The organism is Roseicyclus marinus (assembly GCF_036322625.1).
GTDB lineage: Bacteria > Pseudomonadota > Alphaproteobacteria > Rhodobacterales > Rhodobacteraceae > Roseicyclus > Roseicyclus marinus_A.
This window is the reverse complement of the sequence record NZ_AP027266.1, coordinates 2845815-2863509: the sequence shown is the minus strand read 5'-3', so window position 1 is coordinate 2863509 and position 17695 is coordinate 2845815. Positions and strand designations below refer to the sequence as shown.

Sequence of the window (17695 nt, the reverse complement as noted above, 5' to 3'; positions counted from 1 at the left end):
GGTGTTGCTAGGCTGGGATCCAGGAGGATGCCAGCATGGTCCAGACCGTCATCACCACCTTCGAAACCTCGCCCGGGCAATGCGCCGATCTGCTTGACGAATTGCAGGCGGCCTATGCCGAGTTCATCTCGCGCCAGCCGGGGTTCGTGTCGGCGCGGCTGCATGTGAACGACGCGCAGACGCGGATCGCCAACCATTCGCAATGGCAGCGCCGCGAGGATTTCCAGGCGATGCTCCGCTCCGAGGAGATGCGGGCGCGCAACCGCAGGATCGGGGCGCTCTGCCGATCCTTCGAGCCGGTTCTGTACGACGTGGCGGCCAGCTATGGCGGATGAACCGGGGCGCGACCCGTCGCAGCCCGATGCGCTGGCTGAGGAAATACGCGCGCTCAACCGGGAATTGGCGCTGTTGCGCAGCCACCGGATGTTCGTGATCTATCAATCCGTGCCGCGTGTTCTGCTGTTGCGCTTTGCCAGCGGCATGGCCGTGGGGCTGGGCACGGTGATCGGGGCGACGGTTCTGTTGTCGCTGATCATCTGGGCGCTCAGCCAGATCGAATTCATCCCGATCATCGGGGAATGGGCCGTGCGCATCGCCAGCGAGATCGAAGCGGTGACCGTCGGGGAATAGGTTTTGCCTATCGCGTCTTGTGCGCCCCCTGTCCCCGCCTATCTGCGGATCAGGCAGAACAAGGAGGCACCGACCATGCAATGTCCCATCGACGGCACCACCCTTGTCATGGCCGACCGGCAAGGCGTCGAGATCGATTATTGCCCGCAATGCCGGGGTGTCTGGCTGGATCGCGGCGAGCTGGACAAGATCATCGAACGCTCCGCCCCGGCGGCGCAGCCGATGCGCGCGGCCCCCCAGCCAAGCTACCGCGACGAGGATCGCGGTTACGAGAAAAAGAAGCGCCGGGGATCCTTCCTCGACGACATCTTCGATTTCTGAAGCGACCGCTTAGAGCATGTCGCGCAAAAGTGGGAACCGGTTTTGCGCTCCCCGGACATGCGAAATAAGGAGCATGTCGCGCAAAAGTGGGAACCGGTTTTGCGCTCCCCGGACATGCGCACTAAGAAGGTCAGAGCGCGACGCGTGACTGCGAATGGCCGCGACGCGCTCCAGGGATCAGCCGTTCAGCGCCTCCCAGATCCGGGCGGGCGAGAACGGCATCTGCGGCGGGGTCTTGCCCAAGGGCCGGAAGGCATCGGTGATCGCGTTGATCAGTGCCGCTGGCGCGCCGGTCGTCGCGGCCTCCCCCACACCCTTGGCACCCAGCGGGTTCATGGGGCTGGGCGTTTCGGTCTGCGACAGCGTGAGCGGCGGCAGGTCATCGGCGCGCGGCATGGCGTAATCCATGAAACTGCCGGTCAGAAGCTGCCCCTCGTCATCGAGCGCGATGGCCTCGAGCATGGTTTCGCCCACCGCCTGGGCAAAGCCGCCGCGAATTTGCCCCTCGACCTGAATGGGGTTCACGATCAGGCCGGTATCGTCATGCCCATGGGCGGCAATCAGGCGGGCGATACCGGTTTCGGGGTCGATCTCGACCAGCGCAGCATAGGCGCCAAAGGCCCAGGCCTGTCCCGCGACCTCGTAGCGGCTTTCGGCGGTCAGGGGCAGGGTTTGGCCCGCCTCGCGCATCGCAAGCGCCTTTTCGCAGGCCTCCAGCAGCGCGCTGCCGCCGATGGCGGTGGCCCGGCTGCCGACGGCCCCCACGCCCACGGGGGCGGTGCCGGTATCGCCTGCATCGAGCGTGATCGCCTCCATCGGCACCCCCAGCGCATCGCTGGCGATCTGGGAAAAGGCGGTGAGCCGCCCATGGCCCTGTTGGGTCGCCCCCGTCACGATATGCACCGTGCCATCGGCGTTCAGCGTGACGCTGGCATATTCGAACCCCGCCGCCGAAGGGTCGACGTAGAAGGCCGTGCCAAGCCCCGCGATCCCGCCCGCCGCCCGGATCGCATCGCGCCGGGCGCGCAGGCCCGCCAGATCGGCCGCCGCTTCGAAGGCGTCAAGCGCTGCAGCGTAATCGCCGCTGTCGAGCTTGTTGCCCGTCGCCGTGTCATGCGGCAGGGCGGAGGCAGGCAGGAGGTTCGCACGGCGCAGCGCGATCGGGTCGCGGCCCGTGACGGCGGCGGCCTCCTCGATCAGGCGTTCGATGATCACATTCGCCTCGGGCCGGCCCGCGCCGCGATAGATGCCGACAGGCGGGCTGGGATGGGCGGTGACGGATGTTTCGATGTCGAGCGCGGGGATCACGTAGCCCGAAGGCAGAATGCGCGCCGCGTTGAAGGCGGGCATGAGCGCCGTGCCCGAGAGCCAGCCGCCCACCGGCGCGTCGATCCGCGCTTCGAGCGCGAGAAAGCGGCCCTCGGCGTCGAGCGCCAGCCGCCCGCGCGAGGTCAGGCCGCGCCCGTGGCCCGAGGACAGGAATTCCTCGGACCGTGTCGCGATCCAGCGCACATCGCGCTTGAGATGCATCGCGGCCCAGACGGCCAGAACCTCCTCCGGGTAGGAAAACCCCTTCATCCCGAAGCCGCCGCCGACATCGGGGGCCCTGACGCGCACCCGGTCGGGGTCGAGCTGCAGGATGCGGGCCAGGTCGTTTTTCGTGCGATGCGGCGTCTGGGTGGATTGCCAGATCGTGACGCCCTCGGTCGCGGGGTCGTATTGGACGGCGATGCCGCGCGGCTCCATCGGCGAGGGCGCGACGCGGGGATGGCGGGTTTCGACCTCGACCACATGGGCGGCCTCGGCAAAGGCGCGGGCGGCATTGCCGGTGCGCCAGGCGCGGCTTGCGATGCGGCGGGGTTCGGGCAGGGGGCTGTCGTCGATGTCGAGGACGATCAGGTCGACCGCGTCGGCGGCATGGGCCGGGCTGTCGGCGAATACGGCCACGACGGGTTCGCCCACCGCCGTCACATGCGCGCGCGCCAGAAGCGGAAAGGGCAGAACCTCGGCGATGTCGAGCACGGGCTGGACATCGGGGGGCAGGGTCGGGGGCAGGTCGGCCCCGGTCAGGATCGCCACGACACCAGGAGCCTCCAGCGCCTCGGAGATGTCGATGGCGGCGATGCGGCCCGATGCGACGGGGCTGCGCAGAAAGGCGAGGTGGAGGGCATCGTTGAGCATGATATCGGCGGTATAGCGGCCCTGCCCCATCAAGAGCGCCGGGTCCTCGCGCCGGGTCACGGGCGCGCCGATCATTCCGTGTTCGGGTTTCGTCATCGCATCTGTCCCTGTGGCCATCCCAACCGCGCCTGATACTGTGCCTTTGCGCGGGAATGGCAAGGGAGCGGGCGGCGATGAAACTGGCGGTGATCGGGGCGGGCAGCATCGGGGCTTGGGTGATCGCGGCCCTTGAGCGAGAGGGGCTTGGCCCTGCGGCGGTGATCGTGCGGGGCACTGCGCCTGTGGGTCTGCCTGCTGTCCGGTCGGTGGCGGCGTTGCCGCCGGGTGTGACGCATGTGGTCGATTGCGCGGGCCATGCGGGGCTGGCGGCCCATGGGCCCGCCGCGCTGGAGGCGGGGATCGACGTGATCACGCTGTCGCTGGGGGCGCTGGCCGATGCGGGGCTGGCCCGCGATCTGTCACGCGCGGCGGAGGCGGGGGGCGCGCGGCTGCATCTGGCCAGCGGGGCGATCGGCGCGCTCGATGCCTTGCGCGCCGGGGCTGCGGGCGGGTTGCGGAGCGTTCGCTACACGGGCCGCAAGCCGCCCATGGGCTGGGCTGGCTCCCCCGCCGAGGCGGTGCTGGACCTTTCCGCCCTGACCGCGCCTGCTATCCATTTCGAGGGGAGCGCGCGGCAGGCAGCGCTTGCCTATCCCAAGAATGCCAATGTGGCGGCGGCGGTGGCGCTGGCGGGGCTGGGGTTCGACGACACGCAGGCGCGGTTGGTGGCCGATCCGGGGGCCCCCGGCAATATCCACGAGGTCGAGGCCGAGGGGGCCTTTGGATCGTTCCGGTTCGAGATCATGGGCGCGCCCCTGCCGGGCAATCCGCGGTCTTCGGCGCTTGCGGCGATGAGCGTTCTGGCCGAGGTCCGACGGATCAGGGCGCGGGTGACGACCTGAGGCGACGGATCGGCCGGGCGCGGCAAGCCCGTTGAAACGGGCTTTGGCGCGCGATTTCGAAATCGCGTGCCAAAGGCGCGTCGACGCGCCTTTCCCTACCGTTTCGCCGCCTCGATTGCCTGCCGTATCACCGCCGGATCGCCCAGATGGTTCATCAGGATCAGGATCAACCGCGCGTTCAACGCCTCGCTCTCCTCTCGGGTCAGGCCGTCATGGGCGGCGATGAGCGCCTCGTAGAGATCGTCGGGATTGGCGAGGTTGGGGTTCAGGTTCAGCTCTGCCATCACGCCTCCTGTCCCATGGCGCGGTCCATGGCGCGCGCCAGTTTTCCCGCGTCGCAGGCGGCCCAGCGGGCGGCGACATGCTGGTCGGGCCGGATGAGGTACAGCGCGCGCTGCGCCTGTCCCAGGTAACGGTCGCGCAGGTCGGGGTTGGCCGCGGCGTCGAGCGTCAGAACCGCAACCCCATCGGGCAGGGCGGGCGGTGTCGCCCCCAGCACCAGAAGGGTGAAGCCCCGCCCCAGATGGTCGAGCAGGTAATCGCCATCCCCCAGCCGCACATCGGGGCAGGGCGCGCCGGGACGGCTGCGCGCAGGGCCGCCGGGCAAGGCATCGGGTGTCGTGAGCGGCGAGGCGTCATGGACAGAGGGCAGCGACAGCCGCCCCGAATTGACCATGGGCCGGGCAAAGGGCGCATGGCGGGCCAGCTGCAGCACCGCATCGCGGAAAAGCCGCGATTGCGCCGTCTTGGGCGTGATGAAATCGGTCGAGCGGGTGGAATTGCGGATGTTCTCGTCGGCGGCATGGAGGCGTTCGGCATCATAGCTGTCGATGAGGCGCTCGGGCGCTTGCCCCTGCAGCACGGCGGCCAGTTTCCAGCCCAGATTGTCGGCATCCTGCACGCCCGAATTCGCCCCCCGCGCGCCGAAGGGGCTGACCTGATGGGCGGCATCGCCCGCAAAGATCACGCGGCCATGGCGGAACCGTTCCATCCGGCGACATTGGAACGTGTAGATCGAGGTCCAGTCGAGCTCATACTCCACATCCGGCCCCAGCATCTGGTCGATGCGTTTGCGGATGCGGGCTGGGTCAAGCTCCGCCTTGCGGTCGATGTTCCAGCCAAGCTGGAAATCGATGCGCCAGATATTGTCGGGCTGTTTGTGCAAGAGCGCCGAGGCCCCCGATCTGAACCATGGTTCGAACCAGAACCAGCGTTCCGTCGGGAAATCGGCTGTCATCTTCACATCGGCGATGAGGAAATTATCCTCGAACACGCGGCCCTCGAAGCCCAGCCCCATCATCTCGCGCAGGGGCGAGCGCGCGCCGTCGCAGGCGATGAGCCAATCGGCTTGCAGGCCATAGGGCCCATCGGGGGTGTCGAGATGCAGCATCACGCCGTCGCCCGTGGCCGCCATCCCGGTCAGGCGGTTGCGGCCCCGGATCTCGATCTGTGCGCCCTGTGACCGGGCGCGGTCGATCCCCTCCACAAGGAAGCGTTCGAACCATGGCTGTTGCAGGTTGATGAAGGCTGGGTGGCGGTGGCCGTCCTCGGGCAGAAGGTCGAAAGCATAGACCTCGTCCCGGTCGTGGAACACGCGGCCCCGGTTCCAGACCACGCCCTTGGCCAGCATGTCGGCCCCGCAGCCCAAGCGGTGCGCGATTTCGAGCGTGCGCTTGGCAAAACAGATCGCGCGCGACCCTTGCCCCGCCCCTTCGTGATCATCGAGAACCAGCGCGGGCACCCCGCGCAGCCCAAGGTCGAGCGCCAGCGCCAGACCCACGGGCCCCGCGCCGATGATCACGACAGGGTGACGAACCGGCCGCGCCGCATCCTGATCGGGCGACCGCGCATAGGGGTAAAGCCGTTGCGACAGCGGATAACGGTCTTGCCAGCCCATCGCCCCTAGCCCTGCAAGGCCGCCCACATCTCGGCATCCCGTTCGGCGGTCCAGATGCGGGGATGGTCGAGCCCGCGCGCCTCGTCATAGGCACGGGCGATGTTGAAGGGCAGGCAGTGTTCGTAGATCGCGAAATCGCCGAATTTCGGGTCGCAGACGGCGCGCGCCGCCGCCATCGCCTCCTTGAGCGAGCCGCCTCGTGCCGCGACACGGGCGACGGGGTCATAGGTCGAATTCACGAAATCCCGCGTGCTGTCGATGGCGCGGTCCACCTTGTCCCCGATCAGCGCGTCGCCCCGCCCCGGCGCGATGGCGCGGGGCCGGAACCCCGCGATCACGTCCAGCGTATCGCCCCAATCGGCGAAATGCCCGTCGCCGCAATAGCAGGCCGAATGGTATTCCACGATGTCGCCGGTGAACATCACCTCGGCATCGGGCACCCAGATCGCGGCATCACCCGCCGTATGCGCGCGCCCGGGGGTAAAGATATCGACCCGGCGATTGCCCAGATAGACGGTCATGCTGTCCGAAAAGGTCGTGGTGGGCCAAGTCAGGCCGGGGATATCCTCGTGCCCCTGAAAGAGCCGGGGAAAGCGGGCGAATTCGCTGTCCCAATCCTCCTGCCCGCGTTCGACGACCATGGCGCGCGCGGCATCCGACATGATCACCTGCCCCGCCCCATAGGCCGAGGCCCCCAGAACGCGCACGGCGTGGTAATGGGTCAGCACCAGGTGCGAGATCGGCTTGTCCGTCACGCTGCGGATGCAGTCGATCACCTTCTGCGCAAGGCGGGGCGTGGCCTGCGCCTCGATCACCATGACGCTGTCATCCCCGATGATGATGCCCGAATTGGGGTCGCCTTGCGCCGTGAAGGCATAAAGCCCCTCGCCGATCTGGGTGAAGCTGATCGTCTTTTCCGACAGGTCGCCCGCCGATGCGAAGGCCTTGGCCATGGTCATTTCCCCTCTGCTTCGGGCGAGATTAGTGCAAATGCAACGATCCGTCGAGGGGCGGGGTAAGAGGGCGTGCGGCAGGACCCGGGCCGGTTTCCGCGTGATCTATGTCACGCAGGCGCAGGCGCGAGAGTCGCCATAACGGACCGCGTACGAGTTCCGGTAACGAGTTGTCTTTCGTGAAATATTCCACCCTTGCGGCTGTCTTGCCGACCTGTCTGCTGCTGGCCCTTCCGGCAAAGGCCGACCCGATGATCGGCCTCGGCTTCACCCTCTACTTCGGCCCTTCGGGGGTTCAGCCGGGGATCGGCCTGCGGGTCTTTTCCAACAATGAACAAGGCAGCGGCGCCTTTTCCGTCGGCGTGGATTACATGCCCGGCGATGGCAGCTGGCGCGGCACGCTGGGCGGCGGCTGGATGGAGAACGACGGCTATGTCGGCATCGACATGGGCATCGGCTTCGGCAGCGGCGACATCAGTTTCGGCGTTTCGACGGGCGCGGCCAATACGGTGCCCGAACCAGGTGCCCCGCCGCCGCCGCCCCAGCCACAGCCACAGCCGCAGCCACAGCCGCAACCGCAGCCACAGCCCCCGGGCCAAATCCCGGGGGGGCCCGTCTAACCGGGACAGTCCGGGCGCAACCTACCTCATCCTGTCCGGGGTGGGGCTGCCTTGCCCTGTCCGAAACCGGTTTTCCCTTTCGGGCCGTTGCGCTAGGTCTGCTCCAGGACAAGATCAGCCGCGGGGGATGAAGATGGCGAAACTGGCATTTCTGGGATTGGGCGTGATGGGCTACCCGATGGCCGCGCATCTGTTGCGCGCGGGCCATGACGTGACCGTCTACAACCGCACCACGGCCAAGGCCGAGGGCTGGGTCGCGCAGCACGGCGGCGCCTTTGCCGCGACCCCGCGCGATGCCGCCGAAGGCTGCGATTTCGTCCTGTCCTGCGTCGGCAATGACGACGATCTGCGCTCGGTCTACACCGGCCCCGATGGCGCCTTGGCGGGGATGAAGGCCGGGGCCATCGTGGTCGACCACACGACCGTTTCCGCCACCGTCACCCGTGACCTCGCCGCCGAGGCCGAGGGCGCGGGCATCGGCTGGGTGGATGCGCCCGTCTCTGGCGGGCAGGCCGGGGCCGAAAACGGCCAGCTCGCCATCATGTGCGGCGGTGATGCCGCCCATTTCGCCGCTGCCGAACCCGTCGTGGCCGCCTATTCCAAGGCCACGGTCCATTTCGGCGCGGTCGGCGCGGGCCAATTGACCAAGATGGTCAACCAGATCTGCATCGCAGGCCTGGTGCAAGCCATGTCCGAAGGGCTTTATTTCGCGATGAAGGCCGGTCTCGACCCCAAGGCGGTGGCCGATCTGGTCGCCCAGGGCGCGGGCGGGTCCTGGCAGCTCAAGAACCGCGCGGGCACGATGGTCGACAACCAGTTCAACCACGGCTTCGCCGTCGACTGGATGCGCAAGGATCTGGGCATCGCGCTGGGCCAGGCCAAGGAAATCGGCGTCGCCCTGCCGGTCACGGCCATCGTCGACCAGTTCTATTCCGATGTGCAGCAACTGGGCGGCGGGCGCTGGGATACCTCCAGCCTGATCCAGCGCTTTCGCGCCATGAACGGGGAACTCTGAGGGGCGTTTGCGCCCTCAGATCACGATATCCACGATCGCTTCCTCGCCGGTGTCGGTCATGGTGAAGACCATGGACACGGCATCGGCGGCCGCTTGCGGCATCTGGTTGAACAGAAAGTCGCTTCTGTTGGCCGGATGGCCCGCGATGTAGAATTGCGTGGTCAAAACCTCGCGCGTGCCATCCAGAACCTTGACGTGGATATGCGGTGTGCGCCCGGGATAGGCCACCGGCTTGATCGTGCGGAATTCGTAGCGCCCTTCCGCATCCGTCACGTCATGGCCGAACCCCTGGAAGGCGGCGTCGAACGTCACCGCCTGCCGGTCGCCGGGATGCATGTATTTCCCGTTCATGTCGCATTGCCAGATCTCGACCCGGTGACCCGCCAGCGCTGCCCCCTGCCGGTCCATCACCCGGCCCTTCAGGCGAAAGACCGCGCCGCCCGCCTCCTCGACCATGCCGATGATGCGGACAAGATCATTGTCCACATCGGCGCGACGCATGGGCGGGGTGGGGTAGAATGGCCCCTCCATCGCGCTGGGCGTAGGTGTATTGGCCGCTGCGGGTCCGGCCAGCGCGGCATAGCCAAAGGCGCCAAGCCCCCCTGCAACGAACCCCCTGCGGGATGGATGTGAACCGGACATGAACAGACCTCCCTCGTGACACGGATACTCAAGCTCCAGAGCTAGCGCGCCCCGCATCCACGGCCATGCTCTGCCCGTTCACATCCCCGTTCCCGTCCCTTTGCGCATCCGCTTTGACCTTGCCCGCGAACTCGCCTACTCCGGCGCAATGCCCTTTGCCTTCACCGATCTCGCCCATCTCCGCGCCGCAGGATTCGACGCGATCATCGACGTGCGCAGCCCGTCGGAATTCGCCGAGGATCATCTGCCCGGCGCGCTCTCGATGCCTGTCCTGTCGGATGCCGAACGCGCCGAGGTCGGCACGATCTACGTGCAGGACAGCCCCTTTCGCGCGCGCAAGATCGGCGCGGCGCTGGTCGCGCGCAATGCCGCCCATCACATCGAGACGCGGCTGATGGGCCATGACGGCGGCTGGCGGCCCCTTGTCTATTGTTGGCGCGGCGGGCAGCGGTCGGGCAGCTTTGCCTCGATCCTGCACCAGATCGGCTGGCGGGCCGAGGTGCTGGAGGGCGGCTATCGCACATGGCGGCGTCATGTCGTGGCCCGGCTTTACGATACGACCCTGCCGTTCCGGGTGATCCGGCTCGACGGCTATACCGGCACCGCCAAGACCGAGATCCTCAAGCGCGCGTGCGGCCTGGGCGCGCAGGTCCTCGACCTCGAAGGTCTGGCGCGGCATCGCGGCTCGATCCTCGGCGATGTGGAGGGGGAACAACCCTCGCAAAAGGCCTTCGAATCCGCGCTGATCGGCGCGCTGTCAGGGCTCGACCCCGCCCGCCCCCTGCTGGTTGAGGCGGAGTCGGCCCGGATCGGCACCCTGCGCCTGCCGCCCGCGCTCTGGGTCGCGATGCGCGCCTCCCCCCGGATCGTGATCGAGGCCCCCATCGCCGCCCGCGCCCGCTATCTGGCCGCCGTCTATGCCGATCTCGCCGCCGATGCCGCGGGGTTGACCCGGCGACTGAACGGGCTTCGGACAGTCGCGGGCCATGCGACCGTGGACGACTGGCTGGCGCTTCTGCAAGCGGGCGAGACCGAGGCGCTCTCCCGCGCGCTGATCGAGGCGCATTACGACCGTGCCTATGGCCGCCTCCGCCGCGATGACGAAAGCCCCGTGATCGCTCAGATCGATGCTGGCGATCTGGACGATGCCGCCCTCGACCAGGCCGCGCGCGCCGTCACCGCCCATCTGGCCTGACCGCCCCGTCTTTGCTTTCCAAATACTCATCAAGGGGGCAGCGCCCCTTGCAACGCCGCCACGCGCGCATCCCTCGCCCCCTTTTCCTCGCGCCCGCCATCCGCTACCTGACGCCCTGACCGACAAGAGGGACGCCGCCCATGGACAAGAGTTTCAACGCCGCCGAAGCCGAACCGCGCATCGCCGCCGAATGGGAGGCGCGCGGATGCTTCAAGGCCGGGGCCAATGCACGGCCGGGGGCCGAGCCCTTTTCGATCATGATCCCGCCGCCCAATGTCACGGGTGTCCTGCATGTGGGCCATGCTTTCAACAACACGCTGCAGGATGTGCTGACGCGCTGGCACAGGATGCGCGGCTTCGACACCTTGTGGCAGCCGGGCACTGACCATGCGGGCATCGCCACCCAGATGGTCGTCGAACGCGAACTGGCCAAGGAGGGCAAATCCCGCCGCGACATGACCCGCGAGGAATTCCTGTCCCATGTCTGGGCGTGGAAGGCGAAATCGGGCGGCACGATCCGCCAGCAGCTCAAGCGGCTGGGGGCATCCTGCGACTGGTCGCGCGAGGCTTTCACCATGTCCGGCGCGCCGGGCGCCCCCGCGGGCGAAGAGGGAAATTTCCACGATGCCGTCATCAAGGTCTTCGTGGACATGTACGAAAAGGGCTACATCTACCGCGGCAAGCGGCTGGTGAACTGGGACCCGCATTTCGAGACGGCGATCAGCGATCTCGAGGTCGAGAACATCGATACCCCCGGCCATATGTGGCATTTCAAATATCCGCTCGCCGGTGGACAAACCTATGAATATGTCGAGAAAGATGAAGACGGGAACGTGACGCTCCGCGAGACGCGGGATTACATCTCCATCGCCACGACGCGCCCCGAAACCATGCTGGGTGATGGCGCGGTGGCCGTCCATCCCGATGACGACCGCTACAAACCCATCGTGGGGATGCTGTGCGAAATTCCCGTGGGCCCCAAGGAACACCGCCGCCTGATCCCGATCATCACCGATGAATACCCCGACCCGAATTTCGGCTCGGGCGCGGTCAAGATCACCGGCGCGCATGATTTCAACGATTACGGCGTGGCCAAGCGCGGCGGCATTCCCTGCTACCGCCTGATGGACACCCGCGCGCAGATGCGCGCCGACGGCACCCCCTATGCCGAGGCCGCCGCCATCGCGCAGGCCGTGGCCAATGGCGAAAAGACCCTGACCGAGGTCGAGGCCGATGCGCTGAACCTCGTCCCCGACCATCTGCGCGGCCTCGACCGCTACGAGGCGCGCGCCCGCGTGATCGATGAGATCACGGCGGAGGGTCTGGCCGTGATGACCACACCCGACGATCCGCGCCTGGGGAAAATGGTGGGTTCCACCCACCCTACGGACCCCGGTAGGGTGGGTGAAACCCACCAATCCAACGCCACCCCCGCCCTCGTCCCCCTTGTCGAGGCCAAGACCATCACCCAGCCGCATGGCGACCGGTCCAAGGTCGTCATCGAACCGATGCTGACCGACCAATGGTTCGTGGACACCGCGAAAATCGTCGGTCCCGCGCTCGATGCCGTGCGCGACGGCCGCACCCGGATCATGCCCGAACAGCACCGCAAGGTGTATTTCCACTGGCTCGAGAATATCGAACCCTGGACCATCTCGCGCCAGCTCTGGTGGGGCCACCAGATCCCGGTGTGGTATGACGAGGACGGCGGCATGTATTGCGCGCCGACCGAGGCCGAGGCCGTTGCCAAATCCGGCGGCAAGGCGCTGACCCGCGACCCCGATGTCCTCGACACCTGGTTCTCCTCGGGTCTCTGGCCCATCGGAACGCTTGGCTGGCCGGAACAGACGCCGGAACTCAAGCGCTATTTCCCGACCTCCACCCTTGTCTCGGGCTTCGACATCATCTTCTTCTGGGTCGCCCGGATGATGATGATGCAGCTCGCCGTCGTGGGCGACGTGCCCTTCCGCGATGTCTATGTCCACGCCCTCGTCCGAGACGAGAAGGGGCGCAAGATGTCGAAATCCATCGGCAATGTCCTCGATCCGCTGGAACTGATCGAGGAATTCGGGGCCGATGCCCTGCGGTTCACCCTGACCTCCATGGCCGCCATGGGGCGCGACCTGAAACTGTCCAAGGACCGCATCGCGGGCTACCGCAATTTCGGCACCAAACTCTGGAACGCCGCCCGTTTTGCCGAGATGAACGACTGCAAGCCGGTCGCCGGTTTCGACCCGGGCGCCGTCACCCAGACGGTCAACAAATGGATCGTCGGCGAAACCGCCCGCGCGCGGCTGGCCCATGACGAGGCGCTGGCATCCTACCGCTTCAACGATGCCGCCAACGGGCTTTACGCCTTTGTCTGGGGGCGCGTCTGTGACTGGTATGTCGAATTCGCCAAGCCACTTCTGACCTCGGGCGAGGAGAGCGTCATCGCGGAAACACGCGCGACCATGGCCTGGGTCATCGACCAATGCCTGATCCTCCTGCATCCCACCATGCCCTTCATCACCGAAGAGCTTTGGGGCGCCATCGCGGACCGGCCCAAGATGCTGGTCCATGCCGATTGGCCGGAGTATGGCGCGGAGCTGATCGACGATGCAGCCTCTCGCGAAATGGGCTGGGTCATCGGCCTGATCGAGGAAATCCGCTCCGTCCGCGCGCAGATGCATGTGCCCGCAGGCCTCAAGGTGCAACTGTTGCAGGTGGAGCTTGACGAGAAAGGGCAAGCCGCTTTCGCGCGCAACGCCGCGATGATCGAGCGCCTCGCCCGCCTGTCCCAGGTGACGCAGGTGTCCGCCATGCCCAAGGGGGCGGTGACGGTCGCGGCGGATGGTGCGGTCTTTGGCCTGCCCATCGCCGACCTGATCGACGTGGCCGAGGAAAAGGCGCGTCTGGCCAAGGTGATGGACAAGCTCGGCAAGGAAATCGGGGGCCTCAAGGGGCGCTTGGGCAATCCCAAGTTCATCGAGAGCGCGCCCGAGGAGATCGTGGAAGAAGCCCGCGAGAACCTGGCCGCCCGCGAGGAAGAAGCCGCCAAGATCAAGGACGCGCTGGACCGTCTGTCCGCCATCGGCTGACGCTGCAAAACTGCAGTTTTGCGTTTCGAAAAACTGCAGTTTTTCGCCCCGGAAATCTCGAGATTTCCGCACGGGAAAACCCGGGTTTTCCCACCGGAAAATCCCGGGATTTGCCAAACGGAAAACGCGCGTTTTCCGTCACCCAAAGCTCGATTGCAGGTGACGCGCCCTCAGGCGCGACACCTGACCGTGACGCGCCCTCAGGCGCAACCCTGCGCCTCAACGCGCCCTCAGGCGCGATGCGCCCCCGCCGCCAGCCCCGCGACGAAATCCGCGATCTCGCCCACGGGCTTGCCCGCCGCGATCTGCGCCACGATGGCCGATCCCACGACGCAGCCATCCGCGATGCCCGCGATGGATTGCGCCGCCTCGGGCGTCTTGATGCCAAAGCCCACGATCACCGGCAGATCGGTCGCGGCCTTGATCCGCGCCACCTCGGGGGCGACCTGCGCCGCATCCGCCTCGGCGGCACCCGTGATCCCGGTGATCGAGACGTAATAGACGAAACCGCTCGTGTTCTGCAGCACCTTGGGCAGGCGCTTGCCATCCGTCGTGGGGGTCGCCAGCCGGATGAAATTCAGCCCCGCCTTTTGCGCCGGAATGCACAGCTCGTCATCTTCCTCGGGCGGCAGGTCGACGATGATCAGGCCGTCGATCCCCGCTTCCTTGGCCTGCGCCAGAAAGGTGTCGACGCCGCGCGAATAGATCGGGTTGTAATAGCCCATCATCACGATGGGGGTCTTGTCATCGCTCTTGCGCAATTCGCGCGCGATCTGCAGCGTCTTGTCGAGCGTCTGACCGCCTTCCAGAGCGCGCTGGCCTGCCAACTGGATCGTTTCGCCATCGGCCATCGGATCGGTAAAGGGCATTCCCAGCTCGATGATGTCCACACCCGCGCCCGGCAGCGCCTTCACGATCTCGACCGAGGTGTCGTAATCCGGGTCGCCCGCCATGACATAGGCCACGAAGGCCTTTTTCCCCTCGGCCTTGAGCCGCGCGAAGGTGTCGTCGATCCGTGTCATATCCGCCCCTCAGGTGTTCGTCCGGCCGGGTTTGGGCCATGGGCGCGCGGAAATCAATGGGGCAGGGTGGGTTTCGGCACGCGTGTCAGCCGCCAGTAGCGCAACGGCAGCGCCACGGCCGCGACGGCCAGACCCAGCGCAAAGCCGATCCAGACGCCGACAGCCCCAAGGTTCAGGACAAAGCCCATCACGTAGCCTGCGGGGAGCGCCACGGGCCAGTAGGCGATCAGCGACACCATCGTGGGCCAGCGTGCATCCATCATGCCCCTCAGCGCGCCCAATGTCGTCGATTGCACTCCATCGGCCACCTGCATCGCGGCCACGGCCAGAAACAGCGTGAGCGCGATGGCGATCACCGCCGGATCATCCGACAGGGCGCCCGCGATCGCCTCTCCCGCGATCAGCAGGACGGCCATCACCCCCAGCATCCAGGTGGTGACGATCAGAAGGGCCGCCTTGAGCAGAGGCCGCAGCCGCGCAGGCTCCTCCGCGCCCACGGCCAGTCCCACCCGGATCGAGGCTGCCCCCGCCATCCCCAGCGGAAAGACATAGGCCACGCCCGCCACCGCATGGACGATCTGGTTGGCGGCCAGCGCCTCGGCCCCCAACCAGCCGATCATCACCCCGATCAGCGCATAGGACCCGCCCTCGCCCGCATAGCCCAAGGTCAGCGGCCAGCCGTCGCGCCATTGCGCCCGGATGCGCGGCCAGATCCCGCCCGCCTGTTGGCGGAATGGGGCCAGCACCGCCCAATGCCGCCAGACCAGGACCGCAACACCCAGGTTGACCGCTTGCGACAAAAGGCTCGCCAAGCCCGCCCCGGTCAGTCCCAGCCCCAGATGGTAGATCAAAAGCCAGTTGAGCGGCACGTTCAGCGCCACGCCCAGGTAGCTCAACCCCACCCCCGCCCAGGGCCGCCCGATCGTGTCGAAAAGCGCCTTCAGCACGAAGAACATGGTGAATGGCACCAGCCCCAGCGCCACCAGCCCCCAATAGACCGGCAGCGCCGCCAGCACCGCGGGCGGCTGCCCGATCCAGCCAAGGAAGGGCAATAGCCCCAGCATCAGGACCGCGCCCGCCCCGCCCGTCGCAGCCCCCAGAGCCAATCCTGCCCGCACTTCGCCCGACACGGCCCTCGCATCGCCACCGCCATGGGCCTGCGCCATGCGCACCCCTGCCACCGTCACGATCCCCCACAGCGCCGCGACGAACAGGATCGCCACCGCCGATGCGATGCCCACCGCCGCCAAGGGCACGGTGCCCAGGGGGGCGACCATCACCGTATCCACCACCCCCATCAGCGTCATCGCCGACAGGCCCAGCATCATCGGCACCGACAGGGCCAGAAGCGGGCCGATCTCGGCACGGACGGAACCGGGCTTGGTCGGGGGCAGGGCAGGCATGGACATCACCACCGGCATCACGGGCGGGCCCCCCGCAATGTCTCAAGTCCAGGACGATACCCCAGCCGCACGGGGGCGGCCGTGCCGCAAGCCCGAGGTGGCCCGCCCCACGCCCCAAGTCAAGCCCGCCCCATCCCCGCGCAACCTTGACGCCGGGGCCCCGCCCCCCCTACATGCCCGCGAATTTCCCGCAATCCGGCAAAGGACGCGCAGATGGGCTTCAAGATGGGCATCGTGGGCCTGCCGAATGTCGGCAAGTCGACGCTTTTCAACGCGCTGACCAAGACGGCGGCGGCGCAGGCGGCGAATTTCCCCTTCTGCACCATCGAACCCAATGTGGGCGATGTGGCGGTGCCCGATCCGCGGCTTGACCGTCTGGCGGCGATTGCCACGTCGAAACAGATCATTCCCGCGCGCATGACCTTTGTCGATATCGCGGGCCTCGTGAAGGGCGCCTCCAAGGGGGAGGGTCTGGGCAACCAGTTCCTCGCCAATATCCGGGAAACCGACGCCATCGCCCATGTGCTGCGCTGTTTCGAGGATGGCGATGTCACCCATGTCGAGGGCCGCGTCGATCCCATCGCCGATGCCGACACGATCGAAACCGAACTGATGCTGGCCGACCTGGAATCGATCGAGAAACGCCTCCAGAACCTCACCCGCAAGATCCGCGGCGGCGACAAGGAAGCCGTGGCACAGGAACGCCTGCTCAAATCCGCCCAAGCCATGTTGGAGGACGGCAAACCCGCCCGCCTGGTCGAGGTCTCCGATGAAGATCAGAAGGCGTGGAAGATGCTCCAGCTTCTGACCTCCAAACCCATCCTCTATGTCTGCAACGTGGAGGAATCCTCGGCCGCCACCGGCAATGCCCAATCGGCCCGCGTGGCCGAGATGGCCGCGGCCCAGGGCGCGGCCCATGTCGTCATCTCTGCCCGGATCGAGGAAGAGATCGCGCAACTCGACGCCGACGAGGCCGCGATGTTCCTCGAGGAGATGGGGCTCGAGGAAGCGGGCCTCGACCGGCTGATCCGCGCGGGCTACGCGCTTTTGGGCCTTCAGACCTATTTCACCGTCGGCCCCAAGGAGGCCCGCGCCTGGACCATCCGCAAGGGCACATTGGCCCCCCAGGCCGCTGGCGTCATCCACGGCGATTTCGAACGCGGCTTCATCCGGTCCGAGACCATCGCCTATGACGACTACGTCGCACTGGGCGGCGAGACGGGCGCGAAAGAGGCCGGAAAGATGCGCGTCGAGGGCAAGACCTACGAGGTCAAGGACGGCGACGTGCTCCATTTCCTGTTCAACGCCTGAGCCTGCATTCCTCCGAGAATTAAGGCTTGTCCCCGGCATGGCCTGCGATTAGACGGGTCGGCGGAGACGTGGCCGAGTGGTCGAAGGCGCTCCCCTGCTAAGGGAGTAGGCGGGAAACCGTCTCGTGGGTTCGAATCCCATCGTCTCCGCCACCGCTCTATGTCTCTGTTTTCATTACAGATTCCGCGTCGAATTCCCGCCTTATTCCCGTGGCTTGCGAGGCAGGCCTGCGAACAGAGACTCACTGTAACTGGTCGTTTGCGCTGGTTTTCGGATGCGGTCTCTGTTGGCCTGATTGGCCGGTGTGGTTTTTCGGGATTTCCCTGATGCTGGGTATTTTACAGGGAATTCCCGCCGTTTTCCGCCATCGTGGTGGATTTTGGTTCTGAATCGCTCTGCGTTTTCAGTTGGTTGGTCGTAAATTCCCTACGCTTCAGAGCAGGGAATTTTTCCCGTCGAACAGGGAAACATCCACAAGGAACAG

At 66.7% G+C, this 17695-nt stretch carries 16 protein-coding genes and 1 tRNA gene; 10 read left to right on the top strand and 7 right to left on the bottom strand.

Annotation, left to right across the window (positions count from 1 at the left end; translation table 11 throughout):
- The first annotated feature begins 35 nt into the window (after window positions 1-35).
- The 3 genes from AABA51_RS13785 (at window position 36) to AABA51_RS13775 (ending at window position 951) form a co-directional block, all read left to right on the top strand.
- The gene (locus tag AABA51_RS13785; RefSeq protein ID WP_338272541.1) at window positions 36-335 is read left to right on the top strand and encodes an antibiotic biosynthesis monooxygenase family protein; all 300 of its coding nucleotides are present in this window, start codon (window positions 36-38) and stop codon (window positions 333-335) included.
- Window positions 325-630: a DUF5665 domain-containing protein gene (locus AABA51_RS13780; RefSeq protein WP_338272539.1), complete on the top strand. Its 306-nt coding sequence runs from the start codon at window positions 325-327 to the stop codon at window positions 628-630. Before AABA51_RS13785 ends, AABA51_RS13780 begins: the two co-directional genes overlap by 11 nt.
- Before the next feature lie 75 nt (window positions 631-705).
- Window positions 706-951, top strand: coding sequence for a zf-TFIIB domain-containing protein (locus AABA51_RS13775; RefSeq protein WP_338272538.1), 246 nt, complete (start codon window positions 706-708; stop codon window positions 949-951).
- 177 nt (window positions 952-1128) lie between these two features.
- Here AABA51_RS13775 and AABA51_RS13770 read toward each other — a convergent pair whose 3' ends face one another.
- Window positions 1129-3228: a xanthine dehydrogenase family protein molybdopterin-binding subunit gene (locus tag AABA51_RS13770; protein WP_338272537.1), complete on the bottom strand. Its 2100-nt coding sequence runs from the start codon at window positions 3226-3228 to the stop codon at window positions 1129-1131.
- Between the two features lie 77 nt (window positions 3229-3305).
- Between AABA51_RS13770 and AABA51_RS13765 the strand changes: the two genes are divergently transcribed.
- Window positions 3306-4073: an aspartate dehydrogenase gene (locus AABA51_RS13765; protein ID WP_338272536.1), complete on the top strand. Its 768-nt coding sequence runs from the start codon at window positions 3306-3308 to the stop codon at window positions 4071-4073.
- Between the two features lie 95 nt (window positions 4074-4168).
- On the opposite strand, the gene AABA51_RS13760 is transcribed toward AABA51_RS13765, so the two are convergent.
- From AABA51_RS13760 to AABA51_RS13750, 3 genes are read right to left on the bottom strand one after another with little or no spacing between them, the layout of a single operon-like run.
- A complete protein-coding gene (locus tag AABA51_RS13760) occupies window positions 4169-4357 on the bottom strand; it encodes a DUF2783 domain-containing protein (RefSeq protein ID WP_338272535.1) in 189 nt (62 codons plus the stop codon).
- Window positions 4357-5970, bottom strand: coding sequence for an FAD-dependent oxidoreductase (locus AABA51_RS13755; RefSeq protein WP_338272534.1), 1614 nt, complete (start codon window positions 5968-5970; stop codon window positions 4357-4359). Before AABA51_RS13755 ends, AABA51_RS13760 begins: the two co-directional genes overlap by 1 nt.
- Window positions 5971-5975: 5 nt before the next feature.
- Window positions 5976-6923 carry an MBL fold metallo-hydrolase gene (locus AABA51_RS13750; RefSeq protein WP_338272533.1) on the bottom strand — a complete coding sequence of 316 codons (948 nt, stop codon included), beginning with the start codon at window positions 6921-6923 and terminating at the stop codon, window positions 5976-5978.
- A gap of 179 nt (window positions 6924-7102) precedes the next feature.
- Between AABA51_RS13750 and AABA51_RS13745 the strand changes: the two genes are divergently transcribed.
- Complete coding sequence (locus AABA51_RS13745; protein WP_338272532.1) at window positions 7103-7543, top strand: hypothetical protein; 441 nt, start codon at window positions 7103-7105, stop codon at window positions 7541-7543.
- Window positions 7544-7676: 133 nt separating this feature from the next.
- The gene (locus tag AABA51_RS13740; RefSeq protein WP_338272531.1) at window positions 7677-8558 is read left to right on the top strand and encodes an NAD(P)-dependent oxidoreductase; all 882 of its coding nucleotides are present in this window, start codon (window positions 7677-7679) and stop codon (window positions 8556-8558) included.
- Between the two features lie 15 nt (window positions 8559-8573).
- Here AABA51_RS13740 and AABA51_RS13735 read toward each other — a convergent pair whose 3' ends face one another.
- Window positions 8574-9200 (bottom strand): hypothetical protein, encoded by a 627-nt coding sequence (locus AABA51_RS13735; protein ID WP_338272530.1) that lies wholly within the window; start codon window positions 9198-9200, stop codon window positions 8574-8576.
- Window positions 9201-9348: 148 nt separating this feature from the next.
- Here AABA51_RS13735 and mnmH point away from each other — a divergent pair, with 148 nt between their 5' ends.
- On the top strand, window positions 9349-10395 hold the full coding sequence (gene mnmH / locus AABA51_RS13730) for a tRNA 2-selenouridine(34) synthase MnmH (protein ID WP_338272529.1): 1047 nt from the start codon (window positions 9349-9351) through the stop codon (window positions 10393-10395).
- 140 nt (window positions 10396-10535) lie between these two features.
- A complete protein-coding gene (locus AABA51_RS13725; protein WP_338272528.1) occupies window positions 10536-13475 on the top strand; it encodes a valine--tRNA ligase in 2940 nt (979 codons plus the stop codon).
- A 230-nt stretch (window positions 13476-13705) separates the two neighbouring features.
- On the opposite strand, the gene trpA is transcribed toward AABA51_RS13725, so the two are convergent.
- Window positions 13706-14497 (bottom strand): tryptophan synthase subunit alpha, encoded by a 792-nt coding sequence (trpA, locus tag AABA51_RS13720; RefSeq protein ID WP_338272527.1) that lies wholly within the window; start codon window positions 14495-14497, stop codon window positions 13706-13708.
- A 53-nt stretch (window positions 14498-14550) separates the two neighbouring features.
- Window positions 14551-15906 (bottom strand): MATE family efflux transporter, encoded by a 1356-nt coding sequence (locus AABA51_RS13715; RefSeq protein ID WP_338272525.1) that lies wholly within the window; start codon window positions 15904-15906, stop codon window positions 14551-14553.
- Window positions 15907-16113: 207 nt separating this feature from the next.
- On the opposite strand from AABA51_RS13715, the gene ychF reads away from it, so the two are divergent.
- Together ychF and AABA51_RS13705 are read left to right on the top strand one after the other, a co-directional pair.
- A complete protein-coding gene (ychF, locus tag AABA51_RS13710) occupies window positions 16114-17211 on the top strand; it encodes a redox-regulated ATPase YchF (RefSeq protein WP_338272524.1) in 1098 nt (365 codons plus the stop codon).
- A 62-nt stretch (window positions 17212-17273) separates the two neighbouring features.
- Window positions 17274-17363, top strand: a tRNA-Ser gene (locus AABA51_RS13705).
- The last annotated feature ends 332 nt before the right edge of the window (window positions 17364-17695 follow it).

Coding starts and splice junctions, on each gene's coding strand:
- AABA51_RS13735 (WP_338272530.1), bottom strand. CDS start 9,200: ATGTCCGGTTCACATCCATCCCGCAGGGGGTTCGTTGCAGGGGGGCTT.
- AABA51_RS13770 (WP_338272537.1), bottom strand. CDS start 3,228: ATGACGAAACCCGAACACGGAATGATCGGCGCGCCCGTGACCCGGCGC.
- AABA51_RS13760 (WP_338272535.1), bottom strand. CDS start 4,357: ATGGCAGAGCTGAACCTGAACCCCAACCTCGCCAATCCCGACGATCTC.
- ychF (WP_338272524.1), top strand. CDS start 16,114: ATGGGCTTCAAGATGGGCATCGTGGGCCTGCCGAATGTCGGCAAGTCG.
- mnmH (WP_338272529.1), top strand. CDS start 9,349: ATGCCCTTTGCCTTCACCGATCTCGCCCATCTCCGCGCCGCAGGATTC.
- AABA51_RS13750 (WP_338272533.1), bottom strand. CDS start 6,923: ATGGCCAAGGCCTTCGCATCGGCGGGCGACCTGTCGGAAAAGACGATC.
- AABA51_RS13785 (WP_338272541.1), top strand. CDS start 36: ATGGTCCAGACCGTCATCACCACCTTCGAAACCTCGCCCGGGCAATGC.
- AABA51_RS13755 (WP_338272534.1), bottom strand. CDS start 5,970: ATGGGCTGGCAAGACCGTTATCCGCTGTCGCAACGGCTTTACCCCTAT.
- AABA51_RS13715 (WP_338272525.1), bottom strand. CDS start 15,906: ATGTCCATGCCTGCCCTGCCCCCGACCAAGCCCGGTTCCGTCCGTGCC.
- AABA51_RS13775 (WP_338272538.1), top strand. CDS start 706: ATGCAATGTCCCATCGACGGCACCACCCTTGTCATGGCCGACCGGCAA.
- trpA (WP_338272527.1), bottom strand. CDS start 14,497: ATGACACGGATCGACGACACCTTCGCGCGGCTCAAGGCCGAGGGGAAA.
- AABA51_RS13725 (WP_338272528.1), top strand. CDS start 10,536: ATGGACAAGAGTTTCAACGCCGCCGAAGCCGAACCGCGCATCGCCGCC.
- AABA51_RS13765 (WP_338272536.1), top strand. CDS start 3,306: ATGAAACTGGCGGTGATCGGGGCGGGCAGCATCGGGGCTTGGGTGATC.
- AABA51_RS13780 (WP_338272539.1), top strand. CDS start 325: ATGGCGGATGAACCGGGGCGCGACCCGTCGCAGCCCGATGCGCTGGCT.
- AABA51_RS13740 (WP_338272531.1), top strand. CDS start 7,677: ATGGCGAAACTGGCATTTCTGGGATTGGGCGTGATGGGCTACCCGATG.